The following is a 19,540-nucleotide window of genomic DNA, read 5'->3' as shown; positions in this document are numbered from 1 at the left end:
ATAATATAAAATGCTAGGAGTAATTATTTATGAATATTTTATTACCTAATGAAGTAGATGTAGTATTAAGAAGACTAAAGTCAAATAATTATGATGCTTATGTAGTAGGTGGAAGTATTAGAGATATAACTATAGGATTACTTCCTCACGACTGGGATGTGGCTACATCAGCACTTCCTAAAGAGGTTATGGAAATATTTAAGGATTATAAAACTGTAGAAACAGGTATTAAATATGGGACAGTGACAGTAATTATAAATGATAAGCCTATTGAAATAACTACTTTTAGAAATGAAGGATTATATACTGATGGAAGAAGACCAGAATGGATTTCTTTTGGGAAAAGCATAATAGAAGATTTAAGAAGAAGAGATTTTACTATAAATGCTATAGCATATAATAGAGAAGATGGATTTATTGACCCTTATGGTGGACTAAAAGACATAAATGATAAAGTTATACGTTGTGTAGGTGATCCAAAGGAGAGATTTTTAGAAGATGCATTGAGGATGATGAGAGCTGTAAGGTTTTGTTGCCAACTAGATTTTTATATAGAAAAAAACACATTATCTGCAATATATAAATGTAGTGATAGATTAAAAAAAATCAGTATAGAAAGGATAACTGCAGAGTTTTTTAAGATACTTACCAGCCAAAATCCTATAAAAGGCTTAAATATATTGGAAAAAACAAAACTTTTAGATTATTTCTTGCCAGAGCTGACTACAGCAGTAGGATTTGACCAAAAAAACCCTAATCATGATAAAGATGTATTTGACCATACATTGTGCGTTGTAGACAGATGCCCTAATGATTTAGATACAAGATTGGCAGGATTATTTCATGATATAGGCAAGCCGTCATGTTTTTTTATTGATGAAGAAGGAATAGGACATTTTTATGGACATAACAAGAAGAGTGCCCAAATGGCTGAAGATATTCTTACAAGGTGGAAGTGTTCAAAGGACCGAATAAAAATTGTCACTAATCTAGTACGAGAACATATGATTTTTCATAATCAATTGGGCAATAAAGGATTAAAAAGATTGATAGGAAGGATAGGAAGGGAAAATATACATAAACTTATAGCATTAAATAAAGCTGATATATCATGTTCATGTGGTTCTATTCTTCAGGATGAAATAGAAAAAATAGAAAGTAGTATTCGTGAAATATTGTCAAGTAAAGAAGCTATGACTGTTAGGGACTTGGCAATAAATGGAAGAGATATTATTCAATTGGGAATTCCTCAAGGGAAGCGTATAGGTGAAATATTGAATTATTTATTGGAGTTAGTTTTAGAAAATCCAGAATATAATACTAAGGAAAAACTTATAGATATAGTGCAAAGGGAGTTTATAAACGATAAATGAATTAGTAAGGTCTAAATTAAAAAACCGTGATGTAATTAAATTGTATATATACACAAAATATGATAAGATTTAATAGATATGATATTACAGGAGGGATTATATGGGGCATTTGTTTGGCACAGATGGTGTTAGAGGTGTAGCAAACAAAGATTTAACTGTTGAGCTAGCCTATAATATTGGTAAAGCTGGAGCATATATCTTGTGTAAAGGTAAGAAAAATGCCAAAATTGTAGTTGGAAAAGATACTAGGCAATCAGGAGATATGCTTGAGGCAGCACTTACTGCAGGGATATGTTCAGTAGGTGTTGATGTGTTGTCTGTAGGAATATTACCTACTCCTGCAGTGGCATACCTTACTAGAGCATATAAGGCAGATGCTGGTGTAGTTATTTCTGCATCTCACAACCCTGTAGAGTACAATGGTATAAAGTTTTTTAACTCAGAAGGATACAAATTAAATGATGATGTAGAAAATGAGATAGAAGATATCATTTTAAATAAAAAGGATATACCACTAAAGCCTATTGCTGGTGACATAGGAGTAGTAACAAGGACAGACGAAGGAATGAAAAAATATATTGAATATATTAAAAGTACAGTAAATGTTGACTTTAAAGGATTAAAAATTGCTGTTGATTGTGGCAATGGAGCAGTTTATAAGGTTGCACCAATAGTACTTAAAGAATTAGGAGCAGATATAGAGGTTATCAACGATACACCTAATGGAGTAAATATAAATGTAAATTGTGGTTCTACAAATCCAAGTAAGGTTCAAGAGCTAGTAAAGAAAGCTAATGCAGATGTAGGGTTATCTTTTGATGGGGACGCAGATAGACTTATTGCTGTCGACAATGAAGGTAATATAGTAGATGGAGACCATATATTAGCTATATGTGGTACTCAATTAAAAAATGAAGGAAAACTAGATAACGATACTGTAGTTGGGACTGTTATGACCAATATGGGACTAGATGTGTACTTAAAGGAAAATGGGATGAATATAGTAAAAACTAAGGTTGGAGATAGATATGTCCTTGAGGAAATGCTGAAAAATGGTTATGTTCTAGGTGGTGAACAGTCAGGACATATTATCTTTTTAGATTATAATACTACTGGAGATGGACTGCTTACAGCCTTACAGCTTGTATCAGTAGTAAAACAAACTGGTAAAAAACTTTCAGACTTATCAAAGATAATGACTACATACCCACAGGTTCTAGTAAATGCAAGAGTTAATAATGAAAGTAAAAAAAGGTATCTAGAAGACGAAGTGATACAAAAAGAAATAAAAATATTAGAAAATAAATTTCATGGAGAAGGTAGAGTAGTTATTAGACCTTCTGGAACAGAACCACTAGTAAGAGTTATGATAGAAAGTAAAGATGAAGATGAAATAAAAAAATTAGCAGAAAAATTAGCTAATATTATTGAAGAAAGATTAAATTAATTACAATACTAGCTAATTTTTGATATATGAAAAACTTGCATAATATATGCAGATTCAGAATTTCATAATCTATAAATTTTCTATTATGCAAGTTTCTTATTTTTAAGGAGGTGATGTTTATAGCATACAATACAACTGAATAAAAGCGCCAGGACTTAGAAGGATTTCTAAGTTGACGAGGACAGGGTTTATCGAATTATTCGGCGGGTGCCCTGCGGTGTTTACACCACCGTTAGAGTTTTACAAAACCTTTAAGCGATTAAAGGTACAAAAGAAACTCAAGTGTTTATTATTACCATTTATATGGTGATTATTTTCTTCACGAAAAATGGAGTAAGGTATAAAATATTGAACGATAATATTATTTAACTTTAAATGGCAAAAGTATATATAGAAAGGTGGATATATATGTGTGGTATAGTAGGATATATAGGAGATAAAAATTCTATAAATATTTTAATAGATGGCTTAGAAAAGCTAGAATATAGAGGCTATGATTCTGCAGGTGTTGCAGTTTTAAATAATAATGAAATAAAGGTAGAAAAGAATAAAGGAAGAATTAAAGAATTAAAAGAAAAATTAAAGAGCAATAATATAGAAGGTAAAATAGGTATTGGTCACACAAGGTGGGCAACTCATGGAGAACCTTCAGATGCAAATGCTCATCCACATCTAAATAGTAAATGCGATATAGCTGTAGTACACAATGGAATTATAGAAAATTATCTAGAGATTAAGGAAGAGCTTATTGATAAAGGATATAGCTTTTGCTCTGATACAGATACAGAAGTGATACCATGTTTGATAGATTTTTATTATAATGGAGATATTGTAGAGGCTGTTAAGGAAGCTGTGAAAAGATTAGAAGGAGCATATGCACTTGCTATCATGAGCAAGAATGATCCTGATAAATTAGTAGCAGTAAGAAAAGATAGCCCTCTTATCATAGGATTAGGAGAAGGTGAAAACTTTATAGCTTCTGATATACCAGCTATATTAAATTATACAAGAAATGTATATTTGCTAGAAAATGGTGAAATGGCAGTATTAACTAAAGATACTATTGAACTTATGAAAACAGATGGTACACCTATTAAAAAGGATGTCTATAGGATAGATTGGGATATAAAGGCTGCTGAAAAAGGTGGATATGACCACTTTATGTTAAAAGAAATATATGAGCAACCTAAAGCGATAAAAGACACATTGTCGCCAAGATTGAGCAAGGATAATAATATAAAGCTTGATGATATAAATATTTCCGGGAAATATTTAGATAACTTAAATAGAATATATATAGTAGCATGTGGTACGGCTTACCATGCTGGAATGTTTGGCAAAATGATGATTGAAAAATATGTAAAAATACCAACTATTGTTGATATAGCTTCTGAGTTTAGATATAGCAGTCCACTACTTGATGAAAATACATTGATGATAGTAGTAAGCCAGTCTGGAGAAACAGCAGATACATTGGCTGCATTGAGGCTTGCAAAAGAAAAAGGTGCAAGAGTATTGGCTGTAACCAATGTAGTAGGCAGTAGTGTATCAAGGGAAGCTGATGATGTATTATATACTTGGGCAGGTCCTGAAATAGCAGTAGCTTCTACTAAGGCTTATACTACTCAATTGGTTGCATTAGCAGTGGTAGCAATGTATTTTGCTAAAAAAAGAGGTACGATAGAAGATAAGGAATACAATATGATATTAGATGAAATGAGAAATCTTTCCTCAAAAGCAGATAATGTTTTAAATAGTGTTGAAGATATAAAGAAAATAGTAGATGATATATATATGGTAGATGATGTATTTTATATGGGCAGAGGTTTAGATAACAGCCTTGCTATGGAAGGGTCGTTAAAACTAAAGGAGATATCATACTTGCATTCAGAAGCAATAGCTGCTGGTGAGCTTAAGCATGGCACTTTGGCTCTTATAGAAAAGGGGACTCCAGTTATAGCATTAGCTTTACAAGATAGATTATACGACAAGATGCTAAGTAATATAAAAGAAGTAAAGGCAAGAGGAGCACATGTTATAGCTTTTGCTAAAGAAAAGAATAAAGAAGTAGAAAAATCAGCAGATGAAGTAGTATATATACCAGATACACTTGATGAACTAGCACCAATACTGTGCGTAATTCATTTGCAGTTACTAGCATACTATGTAGCTTTAAAAAGAGGTAATGATGTAGATAAACCACGTAATTTAGCCAAAAGTGTTACTGTAGAATAGGCGAATAAGGAGAAAAGTTGGATTTTAATTCCTTCTTTTCTCTTTTTATTTTTTCCGAAATTAATTCAAAACTCTCTTTTTTCCTACCTTATTTCCTTCAAATTAATTCTTTATTTTGTTTATTTCTTTTATTAATTCTCTAATTTTCTTACCGACTTTATTTTCATTTTTCGAGAGAAAAAAGTAAAATTAAGGAAATAAAAAAGTGAAATTTCGGAAGGAGTTTATTTTGAGGAAGAAAATGGGAGGTTGAAAAATGAAGGAATGAGGGTAGGATTTCGGAAAGAGTTTTTTTTGAAACCACAGCCTTATGTCATAAAGGGTGCTATGATAGTGAAAATAATGATTTGTACTATAGAAAATGTAAATACGTAGAACCTAATCAAAATAAATTAGGAAGAAAGATTATTCCACTTTTCAGGCATAGTAAATATTCTTTAAAAAATTGGGATAGTTATGCTAATTTTGTTAAGAAAGAAATATTAAAATAAAAACATATTTGAAAAAAGATGCTGTTATATCAAATGAAGACATGAAGATTATCAATGTTAAAAATAGATGCAAAATAGATTAAAAATGTTAATTACAAAAATGACATAAATTAATATTTTAATAGTTTTATGAACGGATAAAACAAACACACCTCTTTTTACTGAATTAAGTAGGCAGAGAGTGTGTTTGTTTATTTTAAGATAAGTAATAGTATAATTTACAAATCACAATTTTATAGGAGGAACTTACAAATACTTGTAAAACAATATGCATGTTGATAAATCAACAGAGAAAGTTTTATTACTCTAATATCTGCCATGAAATTGCTGAACGGTACTTAAAAAATATTCAAATATTTAATTATCTATCGATTAAAGGAACTACTCTAGTTATGATTGTTTACATGATATGGAGGATATGATAAAAATGGCCGATAGAAATTTATACAAAGAAAAAAATATAAAAAACCAACAGGAAATTGAAAATAGTGAGTTAAAGAAAGAAATAGAAAAAGTGAGAAATAAGTTAGATGATATAGTAGCTAGAGAAAATAACATAGCAGGAAATGAAGAAATATTAGAAGTAAGCAAAAAACTGGATGAATTAATTGTAAAGTATTTAAAGAATGAACGATAAAAAATACTAATTTAAATTTATGAACCAAGACTTAAAATAAGCCTTGGGTTTTTTATATATAAATTAAGTTATTTAAAAATTAGAAGGAGAATAAATGACAATTATAGAATACTTTTTTTTATATGTAGAAAATGAAATAAAATCTTTAAGTCCAAATGAAAAAGGTAACGAGGTAGAATTCTTTTCTGGCAAGGTGTCTTGTTCTCAATTTAATTATATTTATTTCCAAAAGCATTTTTTAATAAACTTATTTTTTTCTTTCTTATTTTAGAAATATCATATTTAGAAGCAATTATATTCATAAAGATAAACGTAAGCCCAAGACCAACACAAAGCCCTTCTGCAAAATTTGGCAATAACTCAAAAGTTGCAGAGATAATACTTATACAACTAAACAAAAGGCCTAAAGCCAAATAATTGTTAGTTTTTTTCAATGAACTCACTTCCTTAATAAATATATTTATTTATATTATATAAAATTAAGCTGTAGTATTCAAGAAAATATATCTATTTATTCCTTTTTTTCTCTTTTTATTCTTTCCAAAATTAATTCAAAACTTTTTTCCTACCTTATTTTTTTCAAATTAATTCTTGATTTTGTTTATTTTTTTATTAATTCTCTTATTTTCTTACCGACTTTATTTTCATTTTTGAGTGGAAAAGTGAAATTTCAAAATGTATTTATTTTGAAAACACAAGGAAATGAGGAAAAACAGATGTTTTTATAAGTCGTATGTTGTAAAATAAAAGTATATGGTACACATTTGTAGAAATATTGTTAAGTTAACTTTATAAATTAGGTAGGGATTAGATGAAAGTTAGAAAATCAAGTCGAGCAATACTATTAAATCCAGAAAACAGGATTTTCTTATTTAAATTTGAGTTTGCAATGCTTTCGGAACATAAGACATTATGGGTCGCACCTGGCGGTGGTATCGAAGAAGGCGAAAGTTTTGAGCAAGCATTATATAGAGAATTGTATGAAGAATTAGGCCTTGAAGTAAATGGTGACTTCAAATGGATTTACTATAGAAATAAGATATTTACTAACAATTCTGGGGATAAGTTCATTTCGGAAGAACGGTATTATCTTGTAAGAATTGAACATTCAAATATGAAATTTGAAAACATGACTTGTACAGAAAAAAGATTAATAAAGGATTGGAAATGGTGGTCAGTTGAAGAGATAATGAATTCTTCTGATTTATTTTTTGCAGATAATCTTGGTGAAGAACTTTTAAAAATAACTAATGGTTTCATACCAGAAGAACCTGTTGAGATTTGACACCATTAACGCAGACATACAGAATTTTCTTTTGCGTATAACTTGTGAAGTTTTGTATATCTTAATGTATAATGATATTACATAAAGTTGTTTGGTATGTGCATTGGTATGAGTGTAGGATTGGCAATTGGTTCAGGGATAAAAAAGAAACAATAAATAAACTGTTGGAGAGGAGGATTAAGTTATGATTATAAGAACAGCACAATTTGAAGATGAAGAAAGAATATCTAAGTTGATAGCACAGTTTAGAGTAGAATTAAAAAAACTTAAAGGAATTAAGTCATCTGTTAACATAGAACAAGCAAAGGAAGAATTTAGAGAATACATGGAAGCAGAATTTCCTATATTTGTTGCTGAAAATAGTGACAATGAGTTGGTAGGATATTTAGTTTGCAGGGTTGATGGTGATGTAGTGTGGGCAGAATCATTATTTGTTTCCAATAGTTCAAGAAGAAAAGGAATAGCTTCAAGATTATATGAGGAGGCAGAGAAGTTAGCTAAGAAATTAGGAGGAAGTACAGTTTACAATTGGGTTCATCCAAATAATGATAAAATAATACCATTTTTATTGAAAAGGGGTTATAATGTTTTAAATCTCATAGAAATAAGAAAACCGCTGGAGAATGAAGCACTTACTCAAAAAATAAGTATAGGCAAATATGAATATAACTATTAATAATAAAAAAATTTTTACTAAAGTGGATTAAATTGAAAAGGATTAAAAAAATATGAAAAATTAAAAAAGGAATGTGTAAAAATGAATTATATAATAAAAATCAGTGAGAATTTTAGGATGAGTGCAGAAAGAAATAACATTACAAATAAAGAAATAAAACCATTGTTATTAAGATTCGTTATAAAGACGCATCACAACAATTTATATCACAATTAGATAATTATATTTTAGACGAACTTCAAATAGGAAATGTAAATTATAATATATATCATGATGACACTAACATCAAATTTATCACGTTTAAAGAAAATTTTGGAGGCAATAATTATAACGTACATGTAGAATTGCTCAAGACAGAAGCAGACGGTTCTATAGTAAATCAGTTCAAATGGTATACAAATAAATAGGTAATTTAATTAAAGAAAAATAAAACTTGTGCTAATAATCATAGTGAAAATAGGGTAGAGAACCTTATTGGAGCTATGATTTTTATTTTAGGATTATTAATGAATTATTATAGATGTTAAAATAGAACCAGAACAAAAAGAGAAAAAATCAGAAAAAGAGAATAGGGAAGTGAAATTTCGAAACGAGTTTATTTTGAAAATACATAGTGATGATTTATTAAAAGCATATGTTATAATAAAAAATATAATTGTTTTATACTATTAAAAGGAACTATAAATTGGGAGTGATGAATAAATAGATGAGATTATAATTAAGCAGAGCAAAATTAAATCAATAAACTTGATAATATTATGATATTAAAAGAGCAATGAATTCTAAACCATTATTGGTGATTAAGGAAGATGGTATCATTGATATGTCGACAGCAACTAGTGTAGGATTTATTGCTTGGGACGAAATTGTAAAGCAAACTTAAAGTTTAAATATTCACCTATTGCCATATTTATAAATACAGCTAAAAAGCAGGCATATGCCTGCTTTTTATTTTATCAAAATATAATAAATAAACATAAAAAATTGATTTTTTTGACATATATAGTATAATAAAAGTAAATAAACACCATTAATTATATAATTATGATTTTTTGTATAATATAATAATTATATGTAAAGTATGTTATGTAAAATACTGTTTAAATATGTCTATAAAATGAAAATAGAGAGAATTTAGTATGAGAAAAACTTACAAAAATAGAATTGAAGGGGTGCCTATGAAAACAATAAATGTTACATTTAATACCTTAACTCCTATTTACTTTGGAGATGCAAAACAATATTTTATAGATATAAGGCCATCAGCAATTCTAGGATGCATGCGTTTTTGGTTAGATGTTGCAAATGTAGGACTAAGTAAGGGAAAAATTACGATGGATCAAATGGATGAACTAACAAAAAATACTAATAAAAAAGAAGACTCCAAACCAAATATTAATGAAATTATATTAAAGAAATTATTTGAAAATACTAAAGATATTTCTTGGGACAATATGATTTTGGAAGAATATAAAGACACTTTTAAAAAAAAGAAATGCTCTGACCTTTTGTTTGGTTGTGAGGATTTTAAAGGGAATATAACTATAGAAGAAATTAATGTAGGAGATGAGAACAAAAATAATCAGGATGAGGAAGATGGCGGTGGTAGTGGTTTATCTAATGAAAGCAAAAAAGAAAATAATGATAACGAAGATAATAAGAATAATGAAAGAAGTAGTATTGCAAATGGAGTTATATATTTTGAATTTAAAAAGGGAAAAAAGATTAAATATAAAATTTATATTGGAGAATTTTCTGTAAGGTTTAAAGTAAACGAATTACTTTTAGAAGATTATTTCTATCCACTTTTGTATTTTATAAATGAAGTAGGTTATTTAGGTGGTAAATGGAATCTTGGTTTTGGCAGAGTAGAAGTAGTGAAAGTTATAGATGAATCTATAAAACAGGAAATAGATTTAAGAAAATATGGTAAGTTTGCTAAATGTATTACCATAGAAAGTTCTAGAAATTATAATATTGAGACTCATTTTAAAAATATAAAGCAAGGAACAAACGACAATCAAGGGAAAGTAGTAAAATTTATTATTGAAGAAGATAATGAAAGTAATGAAAATAAAAATAAAAATAAAAATAAAAATGAAGAAAATACATATAAAACTTATATAACGGGTGCCTTAAAAGAAAAAATAAAATATAGAGATATAATAAGAGAAAAAACAGATGAAGAAAAACAAAGAAAAGAAGAAGATAAAGAAAAAGATAAAGAAAAACAAAGAAAAGAAGAATTAAAATATCTAAGGCATAAAGTATTTGGTGCAGCAGGAAAAGAAGACATTCAAGGATCAAAAATATTGCCATATGTAGAAAAAGATGATAGTGGTAACTTTGAAACAGGATTTTTACTCCTTGATGGATTATATGATTTAAAAGGTGGTGGAAACAAAAGTGAGTGATCATATACATGAGTTTTTAGCGTCAAAAAATGATTTTGAAAGTAAAGAAGATGTTTTTGATTATTGTGATGACTTTTTTGATTATTGCAAGAAACAAGAGCTAAATCAAATTAATGAACAAGAAATATATAAATTAAAATGTTATTGGAAATCTAAATTTCTTTTTATAACGAAAGATGAAACGTTAGAATTAAGAAAGAGAAAAGAATTATCAGATAGACTAAGGGAATATATAAAATCATTTTACGAGGTAGATTGGGAAAATAAGGATAATGAAAAATTTTTTAGTAAAGATTATTTAAAAAGAAACATTGTTGAGCGTTCTATACCATATACATTAGCAATTTTTACAAACATTATACTTAAACAGCCCTATTTTTCCCGTGATGATGAAGAATATTATTATTTTATAGATAATCCTATTTTAAAAGATAAAGCTACCAAAACTCCTATGGCGAGAGGTAGTGGAATAAAAGGAAAACTTGAAGTATGTGCAGCTGAAGTAATATATGAATCAATTAATAAAGATAAAAATAATTTAATCAGTGAATTAATAAAATATTTAAGAATATTTGGTAGCGGGAATGATGAAATAAAAACATTAAATGAGCTATTGAAAAAATTATTCAATGAGAAAAAAATTGATAATTTGGCTGATGAGATAAAGGAGAAAATAGCAACTCAATTTATTAGTTTTATTTTGCTTAATTTTGGTGGAAAAGTGGCTAAAAAAACAGTTGATAATATATTGAGTTCAAATAGTTACGAAAATATTATAAATGAAATAATAGATTGGATATATCAAAACTCGAAAGATAAAAAAGAATTTAAAATTCAAAAAGGCAGACTTACTTTTTATCCTATGTATTTTAACAAAATTAACATAGAGGTTATAAATAGACATTCAAGAGAAAAAAGAGTAGGACAAGCACCAATATATTTTGAAGTAGTACCTAAAGGAGAAGATGCAAATCTTATATTAGTTTACACACCTTTTGATATTATATTTAGCAAAAATAAAGAAGAGATGAGAAAAGAGGCAGAAGAAGATTTAGACTTTATAATAAAATGTCTAGAAAAACTTCAAGAAGAAGGAATTGGAGCAAAAAGAAAATACGGTTGGGGACAGTTTGAGATGAAAGAAAAAACTATAATAAAAAGAAATCAAGATGAGTTAAATGAATATGAAGGATGGGAAATTAAATAAATAAGGCAAAAAGGGGAGGTAGGAAATGACTAATAAAATAAATGTGTTAAAAAATAATAGCATAGAAATTTTAAAAGCTGAAACTGCAGCCCTCTTATTTAATTTGGGAAAAACCCATTTTGGTTTATCAATTTGGAAGAATAAGGTTCAACCTATTATAAATGAAATTAAATTTAAAGATATATTTGGATATGAGAAATTTGGTAAATATAATGTGTATTATAATAAAGGATATTATAAACTTGATATGCAAATAAATAAAATATCTCAAAATAGTAATAATATATTACTTGATTTTATTAATAATGCAGATATTAACATAAAAAATAAAAGAATTAATTTTATTGAAATAATGAAGGGCAATGTGAGCAATGAAGAATTTGTAAAAAAGGTTTTTGTTAGAGGTTGTGAAAATATAAATTCTGGTATAGACAAAGGAAATCCTGATGAAAATAAGCAGCAGCTTGAAATATTGTGGCTATCTAATGCTTTTGGCAGCTATAAAGAGCAGGTTAATTCCATGTATTTAGATGAAAAAAGAAGAAATTTTTTTGAGAATCTTTTTTACTTTTTAAAAGAAAATAATTATTTTACAGATCCATCTTGGAGAGAAATAAGAAAATATATATTTGAGAATATAAAAAAGTGGTATAGCCATCTTTTAAGTGATAGTCGTTACCCTATAAATGATGTCAGTCTTTGGGATCAGGCATATATGACTGCTACTATGTTTAAAAGTGCTTTAGCAGCTATAATATTAGATGATGAAAAATTTGAAGAATATCAGAAAAATCCACAGGATATAAAATGGTGTATACTTGGAGTTCAATATGATAAAAAATCCCTTTATGAGAAAGCACTAAAATGTAGTTATATACAAGGTTACAAAGAAATTATAAAAGAAATTGATAATAAAGTTAAAAGTTTAATAGAAATAAAATATGCCCTTAGTAATGAGATATATAGAGATGAAACAGGGATTTATTTTCTTGCCCCAGAAAATATTAAGGGAGAAAAAATAGAAACCAATAGTTCATTTAATTTTTATAATATACATAATGACTTATCTTTATTAGAAAAAGAAATATATGAAATTTTTAAAGAAGAAAGTGATTCAGAAATATTTCCCTGTATTTTATGTACAGAAAAAAGCAAAGGTCTTCTAAATCTTTCAAAATTACTTGAAAATGCAAGAGATAATTTTTTAAATAAAAAGATATACAGCCTTCCTAAAATAAAAAAAGCTAGTAATAATATATGTCAAGTTTGTGGTGTAAGGACTGCAGAAACTTTTGATGGAGATTACCATGTATGTGATATTTGCCTTAATAGAAGACAGTTAAGAGTTAAAAACTGGTTTGAGAATTTAGAAAAAGAAACCATATGGACAGGTGAATTGCAGGATGAAAATGGTAAAATTGCCCTTATAATTCTTAAGTTTGATTTGGACCTATGGCTTAATGGGGAAATGATGAGTGGACTATTAGTAAGAGAAGGAGAAAATAAGGATAAGAGATTCATTGTTAATAAAATTATTAAAAATATAAAACAATATATAAATAATCCAGATACATTTTATACATCTTGTGAAGATAATGAAAAGAAAGAAAATAATATACATAAATTTATTGAATATTTTGATAAAAAGGGCATACAAGACATTTTTGAAAATATAACAAATACTAAAAACTATCAAGAATATTTAAGTAAGTCCTATAATAATTTAAAAAAATATAAAAGAGAAAAAAAGGAATTGTTGTTTAAAACTATTAAAATAGTATATTGTGAGAGAAATCAGAATTATTGTACTTATTTTAAGAAAGATATTGAAAATATTTTAAACAATCAATTAACTCAAAATGGAAATATTAATATTGAAGATATTGTTAAGCTTGATAAAGATAAAGAAGTAATTGACCTAGAGAACAATCACATTAAAGATAATACAAAACTTATTAATTATATACGAGATCTAGTTAGCATAGGATTTATAATACTTCAAATTAAAAATATAATATTTGAAAGAATAATTCATCTTAAAAATAAAGAAATTAATTATTTAATATCTGATGGCAAGATTGATATAAAAGAAAGAAGAATAAAATGGGATAATTTAAATGACAGGGATATAGAAATATTATCTAAGCTATTATATCAATTCCTTATCACTAAATCTCCTTCACCAGCAAGGCTTAAACGTATATGGGATAGTACTCAAAACTTTATGGAAGAAGTAAATCAAAGTGCATATAAAATTTTAGATTTAGACCAAGAAAAATATAGGAATTACAGGTTGATTTTTAGAGTAGACCAAAGTTATCCAGAAGGACTATATAAATATAAAGGATTAGATTTTTATTATAAAAGCGGGAATATTCTACTTATAACTTCTCTTTCAAAAGCTAAAAAATTTATCTTTAAAGATGATAGTGCAAAAGAAATTATAAATAATAACCTAGATGTTGATGAATTGAAATACCTTTTAAAACCAATAACAATAGAAAAAGTTGATGATAAGAAGAAAAAGAATGATAAGAAGGAAAAGATTACATTAAAACCAGATAATTTAGTTGAAATATGTAGATATAAACCTGCATTTGCCATAACATCTCCTAGTCCTATATCAACCCAACTCATAATTCCTGCTGATAAAGTACAGGATTTTATTAAAAAAGTGCAGGAAATATATATGAAGCACTTTAAATGGGTATATGGAAAACTGCCTTTACATATAGGTGTTGTTGTTCAAGATTATAAAATGCCTCTATATATAGGTATAAAAGCTTTAAGAAAAATGGAAAGACAATTAGAAAAACCAGAAGATATAGAAAAAACAGCTTTGGTTTTAGATGAAGATGAAATGAAAAAGTTGCCTTGCAAATTTGAAGATTATGGTAAAGACAGTAATGATTATATATATAAATTTTATTCTCTTTATAAAACCAATGATGAAGGTTTTGAATTTTTCTTCTTAAATAATGAAGCAAGATTTTCCATACCATTAGATTCTAATACTACTAAAGAGGTACAATACACTATTTATCCAAACACTATAGATTTTGAATTCCTAGATACCAATACTAGAATAAATGATATTTACTATAATAAAAAAACATATCAAAGATATTTAAAATTAAAAAATAATAGACCGTATACTTGGGAAGAATGGAAAAAGTTTGAAATATTTAAAGAGATTTTTCATGACAATTTAAAGACAAAGCTAAATAATCTTATAAGCCTTTTATATTCAAAATTGTATGATTGGCAGGTAATAGAAGGTAAAAACTATGATGATTTTAAAAAATTCTGTGCTGCTTTATTCTACAATACTCTTGAATTGAAAAATAACGAGGATATTGTTTTAAAACTATATCAAATTTTTGGTATTAAGCAAGATGACAATACAAAAGCAAATTTCATAGATAATATTTTAAATTTAGAAAATGTAAAATTTATAAAAAGTATATTGATGTTTTTAGATATGTATGAATTTTGGCATAAAGCTTTGAAGGAGGTTTAAAATATGTCTAAAATGATTGAAGAAATTAAAATATTTAGTAAAGCTACAGACCCTATATATATAGGTACAGGAGGATATACTATTGGACGGGTAGATAATACTATAGTGAGGGACCCGCTAAACAGGGTGCCTAAAATTCCTGGGTCATCTATTGCAGGTACTTGGAGATTTTATAGTGCTCTTTATTTTCAAGGTAAATGGAAAGATTTAAAACATATGTGGTCAAAGTTTAAAGAAAAAGAACATCTTATAACATCATATATAGGATCATATATAGATTATTTGAAAGGTAAAGGCTATCATATTGATGAAAATGAAGAAAATCTAAAAAAGAACCTCAAAAATGTTGACTTCAGGAAACTTATTTTAAAACTTAGACATATATTTTGGAATAATGGTCAAAAAGATTGGTATGTTTTTTGGGAAGATTTTTGGAATTATTTTGAAAAATATAAAGAACAACAAAAAGAACAAGATAGTGAAATAGAAAGTATTTTAGATAAAATATATGAAAATAAAGAAATAATAGAATACAGCATTTATTCCACAATTTATTGTGCTGGACAAGATGAATTACCACAGGAAGAAATAAAAGAAGAAGAAATAAAAGAAGACACTATAAAAGGACATTGTGGAAGATGTATTGTATGTAAATCCTTTGGTTATTCTAAAAACAACAATTCATGGCAGGGAACACTATTCTTTTCTGATTTAGAGATTATTTTATTTCCTGTTTATACACGAGATGGTACAAAATTTATTACTACAAAAGAAAAATTAAAATATCTAACGGATAATGCAGAAAAAAATAATACAGATGATAAAATAGAATATGCATATGAGTATGATGAATCAGGAGATTATTGTATCAATCTTGGGTGGCTAAATATAAAAGTTAAAAAATCAGAAGATGTAAAAGAAGTTTATAAAATAGAGGATTGTGAATTCAAATTAACTATTAGAGCTGAAGATATAGTTATAGTTCCAGATAAAATATTCAATCAAGTTGTAAATGCTAATTTAGAGGTAAGAACATCTGTATCAATTGACCCAATAACAGGTACAGCAAAGGATGGAGGGTTATTTACTTCAGAAGCAATCCCAAGAGGAACAATTTTCTATGGAAATATAAGAATTTTTGATAAGAGTATTTTTGACAAAGGTATATTACCTACTATTGGAGACATAAAAAATATGCTTTTAAATAGTAAATGCTATTTTGAAACATTAGGAATAGGAGGACTTACAACGAGAGGATTTGGCAGGATGAAGGTTGTTTTAAACAACGAAGAAAGCAATGGCAAAGAGGGGGCACAAAATAATGACAGGAAATAACCTTGATGTGCTAATAAATAAAATTTCCTATGATATAGCTAAAGAAGCAAACACTAAAGGAGTGCAGAATGAATTAGAAAAATTATTGGGTATTTTAATCAATGACGGAGTTTATGCATATTTTGTTTATTGTAGGTCTAAAAAAAATAAAACAAATGATGTTGAAAAGGTATTTGTTGAAAAAATTATAAAATCTAAAGATGGTAAAAATTTAATAAATGCAATGGGATTAGAAATAAAAGAAAATAGTGAAAAATTTTTTGAAAAACTCCCGCAAAACTTAGATGAACTTCTTTTTTTCAGAAGTGTTTTAGAAAGGATATTAACTTATGCTAGATACCATCTTAAGGGAATGGAAGACAATGGGGGCAAAAGTGCATGAAATGGTACAAGCTCATATTTAAACAGAAACAACCAATTTATTTAGGAAAAAGCAAATACGGTGTATTAAGTCAAACAAGCCTGTTTATCAATGGACATACTATGTGGGGTGCATTAACTAATACCTATATTACAAAACAAGAAGTTAATAATGTACAAGATATAAAAAAGATTGGAGATAGATTAAAAACTATAACTTGTTTTTTCCCAGCATTTAAAGAAGATAGTAGCTATATAGTTTTATATCCCCAATACGAGAATGGAATATTTTATTTCAAAAGCCAAGATGAAAAAATAAAATATTCAGAAGATGAATTTAGATTTAGATTTGTTGACAGTTTTGTTTCAACATCAATAGAATCTACTATAAGGTCAGCTAAAAATGAAGGTCTACATATGACAGAATTAATTTGTCAAAGAGATAAGCTCACGGGAAAACAGCTTTACTGGATAGGGTTATTGGGGGTAGAAGGTAGCGAAGATAACAACGAAGATAATATTGAAGTTAATGATATATTTTCAGAAATATTTGTTGGTGGAGATACTCGCTATGGATTAGGCTATATGCAATTAATAGGAACTTTAAATGGAGAAGAAGTTAAAAGCGAGTTAAGTAACTGGGGGGTTAATAGTGATGGTACTATTGAAATAAATAGTGGAGATGAAAGCATTAGATTGAAGAATTATTTACAACTCAAACCAGAAATTGATATTAGAATAAAGGGAGAATATGGTCTTATATATGAATATTCAGTCTATGATGAAGATAAAAAGGCTTCATTTTGTATTTACCCCGGTAGTAAAGTATTAAATGGCTTAAGTGGTTTTACAGGCAAACTATTTTTAGAAAAAGGAAAATTTGTTTTTAAATGAACAACACAATAGATATTTAAAGCTATCGTTAGATAATTTGATTAAGGAAAAATAAAAAATTGTGTTAAAAATTATAGCGAAAATAGGGTAGAAAACCTTATTTTCGCTATTAAATTTTATAAATTAAAAAATATTAGATATTATAAAAACCCTAAAATTTTTTATTTAACACACTTTCTATAGCTTCTTTAGGCATCCCTATAGATTCCACAATTACATTTTCATAATTAATAAGACCTTTTTTCATAAGCTGAAAAGTTACGGTTTTATTTGCTTTTACTGAACAGCCAAGGACTGCGCCAGTATCACAATCTACTCCAGAAGGTATATCTACTGACAATATGTATTTACTGTGATTATTTATACATGAAATAACATCTTTGTATAAGCCTTTTACTTCTCTAGTAAGCCCTGTCCCAAACAAAGAGTCTATAGTCATATCTGATGTATTAAGAGATTTTGCTAGAGTATTTAAATCTTTTTCTGCTTCAATTAAATTCATATTTACACCCATATTTTTTAGAATATTGTAGTTTATATCAAAATCTCTGCTGCCTTTATTTAAGTTTCCTACTATGAATATATCTACTTTTTTTCCTTCTACAATTAGATGCCTGCCGACTGCTAGCCCATCTCCTCCATTGTTTCCACAGCCACATACAATTGTGAATGAATGAAATTTACTTATATCAATGTTTTTTACTACCTTTAATGCAGCATTTTCCATGAGAACAATACCAGGGATACCGAGTTTTTCTATACAGAAGTTATCTATTGATTTCATTTGTTTACCTGTTACAGTAACCATAAAATCCCTCCTTTACTTCACATTATACCATATTAATTTTTTATTTATGTTTCTTCTATTGATAAAATTAAATAGTAAAATATTTAAAGAAAATTAAACTTGTAGTAATTGTGCAATTTGTTCTATTAAAAAAACTGATAAATTACAACTACCTTATTTAAAAATGCAATTTGACTTGCTTCATGATGAGTAATAGAGTTTAATAAGTATGTGAGTGTAGTTTGATTTCGGAAAAGGAGTGAGCAAATTGGATAAAGTGAAAAAAGTTATTTTATTATCCCACTGTGTAATAAATGAAAAATCAAAAGTAAAAAAATTTGAGATTAATCCGCCAGGAGATATTAAAGAATTTATTAATTTACTCATAGATAATGAAATAGGTATAATACAGCTTCCTTGTCCTGAGATGTTTTGCTACGGGTTAAAACGCTGGGGACATGTAAAAGAGCAATTTGATACACCTCATTATAGGGAAATATGTAGAGAACTATTTCAACCATATCTAGAACAAATTAAAGAATATATTGCAAATGGTTACGAAATAATTGGGTTAATAGGTATAGAAGGTAGCCCTTCTTGTGGAATATATAAGACATGTTCTGGTAAATGGGGAGGAGAGTTAGGGGGTAACCCTTATCTTCAAGATACTATAAATACTATAACACTAGCAGATGAAAGTGGAGTCTTCATAGAAGAGATAAAAAATATTCTTAGTGAAAACAATATTTCTTTTCCATTTATCGATTATAATAAAAATGAAATTGATGTTTTTATGAAGAGAATTAAAACAATTATCGAATAAGGAAATTGCATAATAAAAACTGACAAAAAACACGACCGATTAGCCGGCCGTGTTTT

The 19,540-nt window shown here is 27.6% G+C and carries 16 protein-coding genes; 14 read left to right on the top strand and 2 right to left on the bottom strand.

Features of this window, described 5'->3' with window-relative positions:
* Window positions 1-29 precede the first annotated feature (29 nt).
* From ACZ41D_RS10930 to ACZ41D_RS10910, 5 genes are all read left to right on the top strand, one after another.
* Window positions 30-1,373 (top strand): CCA tRNA nucleotidyltransferase, encoded by a 1,344-nt coding sequence (locus ACZ41D_RS10930; protein ID WP_464151441.1) that lies wholly within the window; start codon window positions 30-32, stop codon window positions 1,371-1,373.
* Window positions 1,374-1,473: 100 nt separating this feature from the next.
* A complete protein-coding gene (gene glmM / locus ACZ41D_RS10925) occupies window positions 1,474-2,820 on the top strand; it encodes a phosphoglucosamine mutase (RefSeq protein WP_464151440.1) in 1,347 nt (448 codons plus the stop codon).
* Between the two features lie 408 nt (window positions 2,821-3,228).
* Window positions 3,229-5,055 (top strand): glutamine--fructose-6-phosphate transaminase (isomerizing), encoded by a 1,827-nt coding sequence (gene glmS, locus ACZ41D_RS10920; RefSeq protein ID WP_464151439.1) that lies wholly within the window; start codon window positions 3,229-3,231, stop codon window positions 5,053-5,055.
* Window positions 5,056-5,402: 347 nt separating this feature from the next.
* The gene (locus ACZ41D_RS10915) at window positions 5,403-5,546 is read left to right on the top strand and encodes a hypothetical protein (protein WP_464151438.1); all 144 of its coding nucleotides are present in this window, start codon (window positions 5,403-5,405) and stop codon (window positions 5,544-5,546) included.
* A 427-nt stretch (window positions 5,547-5,973) separates the two neighbouring features.
* A complete protein-coding gene (locus tag ACZ41D_RS10910; RefSeq protein ID WP_464151437.1) occupies window positions 5,974-6,183 on the top strand; it encodes an aspartyl-phosphate phosphatase Spo0E family protein in 210 nt (69 codons plus the stop codon).
* A 209-nt stretch (window positions 6,184-6,392) separates the two neighbouring features.
* On the opposite strand, the gene ACZ41D_RS10905 is transcribed toward ACZ41D_RS10910, so the two are convergent.
* Window positions 6,393-6,617, bottom strand: a complete 225-nt coding sequence (locus tag ACZ41D_RS10905; RefSeq protein ID WP_464151436.1) for a hypothetical protein — start codon at window positions 6,615-6,617, stop codon at window positions 6,393-6,395.
* Between the two features lie 377 nt (window positions 6,618-6,994).
* Between ACZ41D_RS10905 and ACZ41D_RS10900 the strand changes: the two genes are divergently transcribed.
* The 8 genes from ACZ41D_RS10900 (at window position 6,995) to ACZ41D_RS10865 (ending at window position 17,874) form a co-directional block, all read left to right on the top strand.
* Entirely contained in the window at window positions 6,995-7,468 is a 474-nt protein-coding gene (locus ACZ41D_RS10900; RefSeq protein WP_464151435.1) for an NUDIX hydrolase, read from the top strand.
* Between the two features lie 184 nt (window positions 7,469-7,652).
* Complete coding sequence (locus ACZ41D_RS10895; protein WP_464151434.1) at window positions 7,653-8,144, top strand: N-acetyltransferase family protein; 492 nt, start codon at window positions 7,653-7,655, stop codon at window positions 8,142-8,144.
* 1,178 nt (window positions 8,145-9,322) lie between these two features.
* The gene (locus ACZ41D_RS10890) at window positions 9,323-10,558 is read left to right on the top strand and encodes an RAMP superfamily CRISPR-associated protein (RefSeq protein WP_464151433.1); all 1,236 of its coding nucleotides are present in this window, start codon (window positions 9,323-9,325) and stop codon (window positions 10,556-10,558) included.
* Window positions 10,551-11,765, top strand: coding sequence for an RAMP superfamily CRISPR-associated protein (locus ACZ41D_RS10885; RefSeq protein ID WP_464151432.1), 1,215 nt, complete (start codon window positions 10,551-10,553; stop codon window positions 11,763-11,765). The genes ACZ41D_RS10890 and ACZ41D_RS10885 overlap by 8 nt, the downstream gene beginning before the upstream one ends.
* Window positions 11,766-11,790: 25 nt before the next feature.
* Window positions 11,791-15,285 (top strand): CRISPR-associated protein Csx11, encoded by a 3,495-nt coding sequence (locus ACZ41D_RS10880; protein WP_464151431.1) that lies wholly within the window; start codon window positions 11,791-11,793, stop codon window positions 15,283-15,285.
* A 3-nt stretch (window positions 15,286-15,288) separates the two neighbouring features.
* Entirely contained in the window at window positions 15,289-16,620 is a 1,332-nt protein-coding gene (locus ACZ41D_RS10875; RefSeq protein ID WP_464151430.1) for an RAMP superfamily CRISPR-associated protein, read from the top strand.
* A complete protein-coding gene (locus tag ACZ41D_RS10870) occupies window positions 16,607-17,002 on the top strand; it encodes a hypothetical protein (protein WP_464151429.1) in 396 nt (131 codons plus the stop codon). Before ACZ41D_RS10875 ends, ACZ41D_RS10870 begins: the two co-directional genes overlap by 14 nt.
* Window positions 16,999-17,874 (top strand): hypothetical protein, encoded by an 876-nt coding sequence (locus tag ACZ41D_RS10865; RefSeq protein WP_464151428.1) that lies wholly within the window; start codon window positions 16,999-17,001, stop codon window positions 17,872-17,874. The genes ACZ41D_RS10870 and ACZ41D_RS10865 overlap by 4 nt, the downstream gene beginning before the upstream one ends.
* 151 nt (window positions 17,875-18,025) lie before the next feature.
* Here ACZ41D_RS10865 and ACZ41D_RS10860 read toward each other — a convergent pair whose 3' ends face one another.
* Window positions 18,026-18,682, bottom strand: coding sequence for an NAD(P)H-hydrate epimerase (locus ACZ41D_RS10860; protein WP_464151427.1), 657 nt, complete (start codon window positions 18,680-18,682; stop codon window positions 18,026-18,028).
* 256 nt (window positions 18,683-18,938) lie between these two features.
* Between ACZ41D_RS10860 and ACZ41D_RS10855 the strand changes: the two genes are divergently transcribed.
* Entirely contained in the window at window positions 18,939-19,484 is a 546-nt protein-coding gene (locus tag ACZ41D_RS10855; RefSeq protein ID WP_464153140.1) for a CD3072 family TudS-related putative desulfidase, read from the top strand.
* Window positions 19,485-19,540: the final 56 nt, after the last annotated feature.

Source organism: Brassicibacter thermophilus (genome assembly GCF_055378355.1).
The sequence above is the reverse complement of the archived record's forward strand: the minus strand, read 5'-3'. Positions and strand labels throughout refer to the sequence as shown.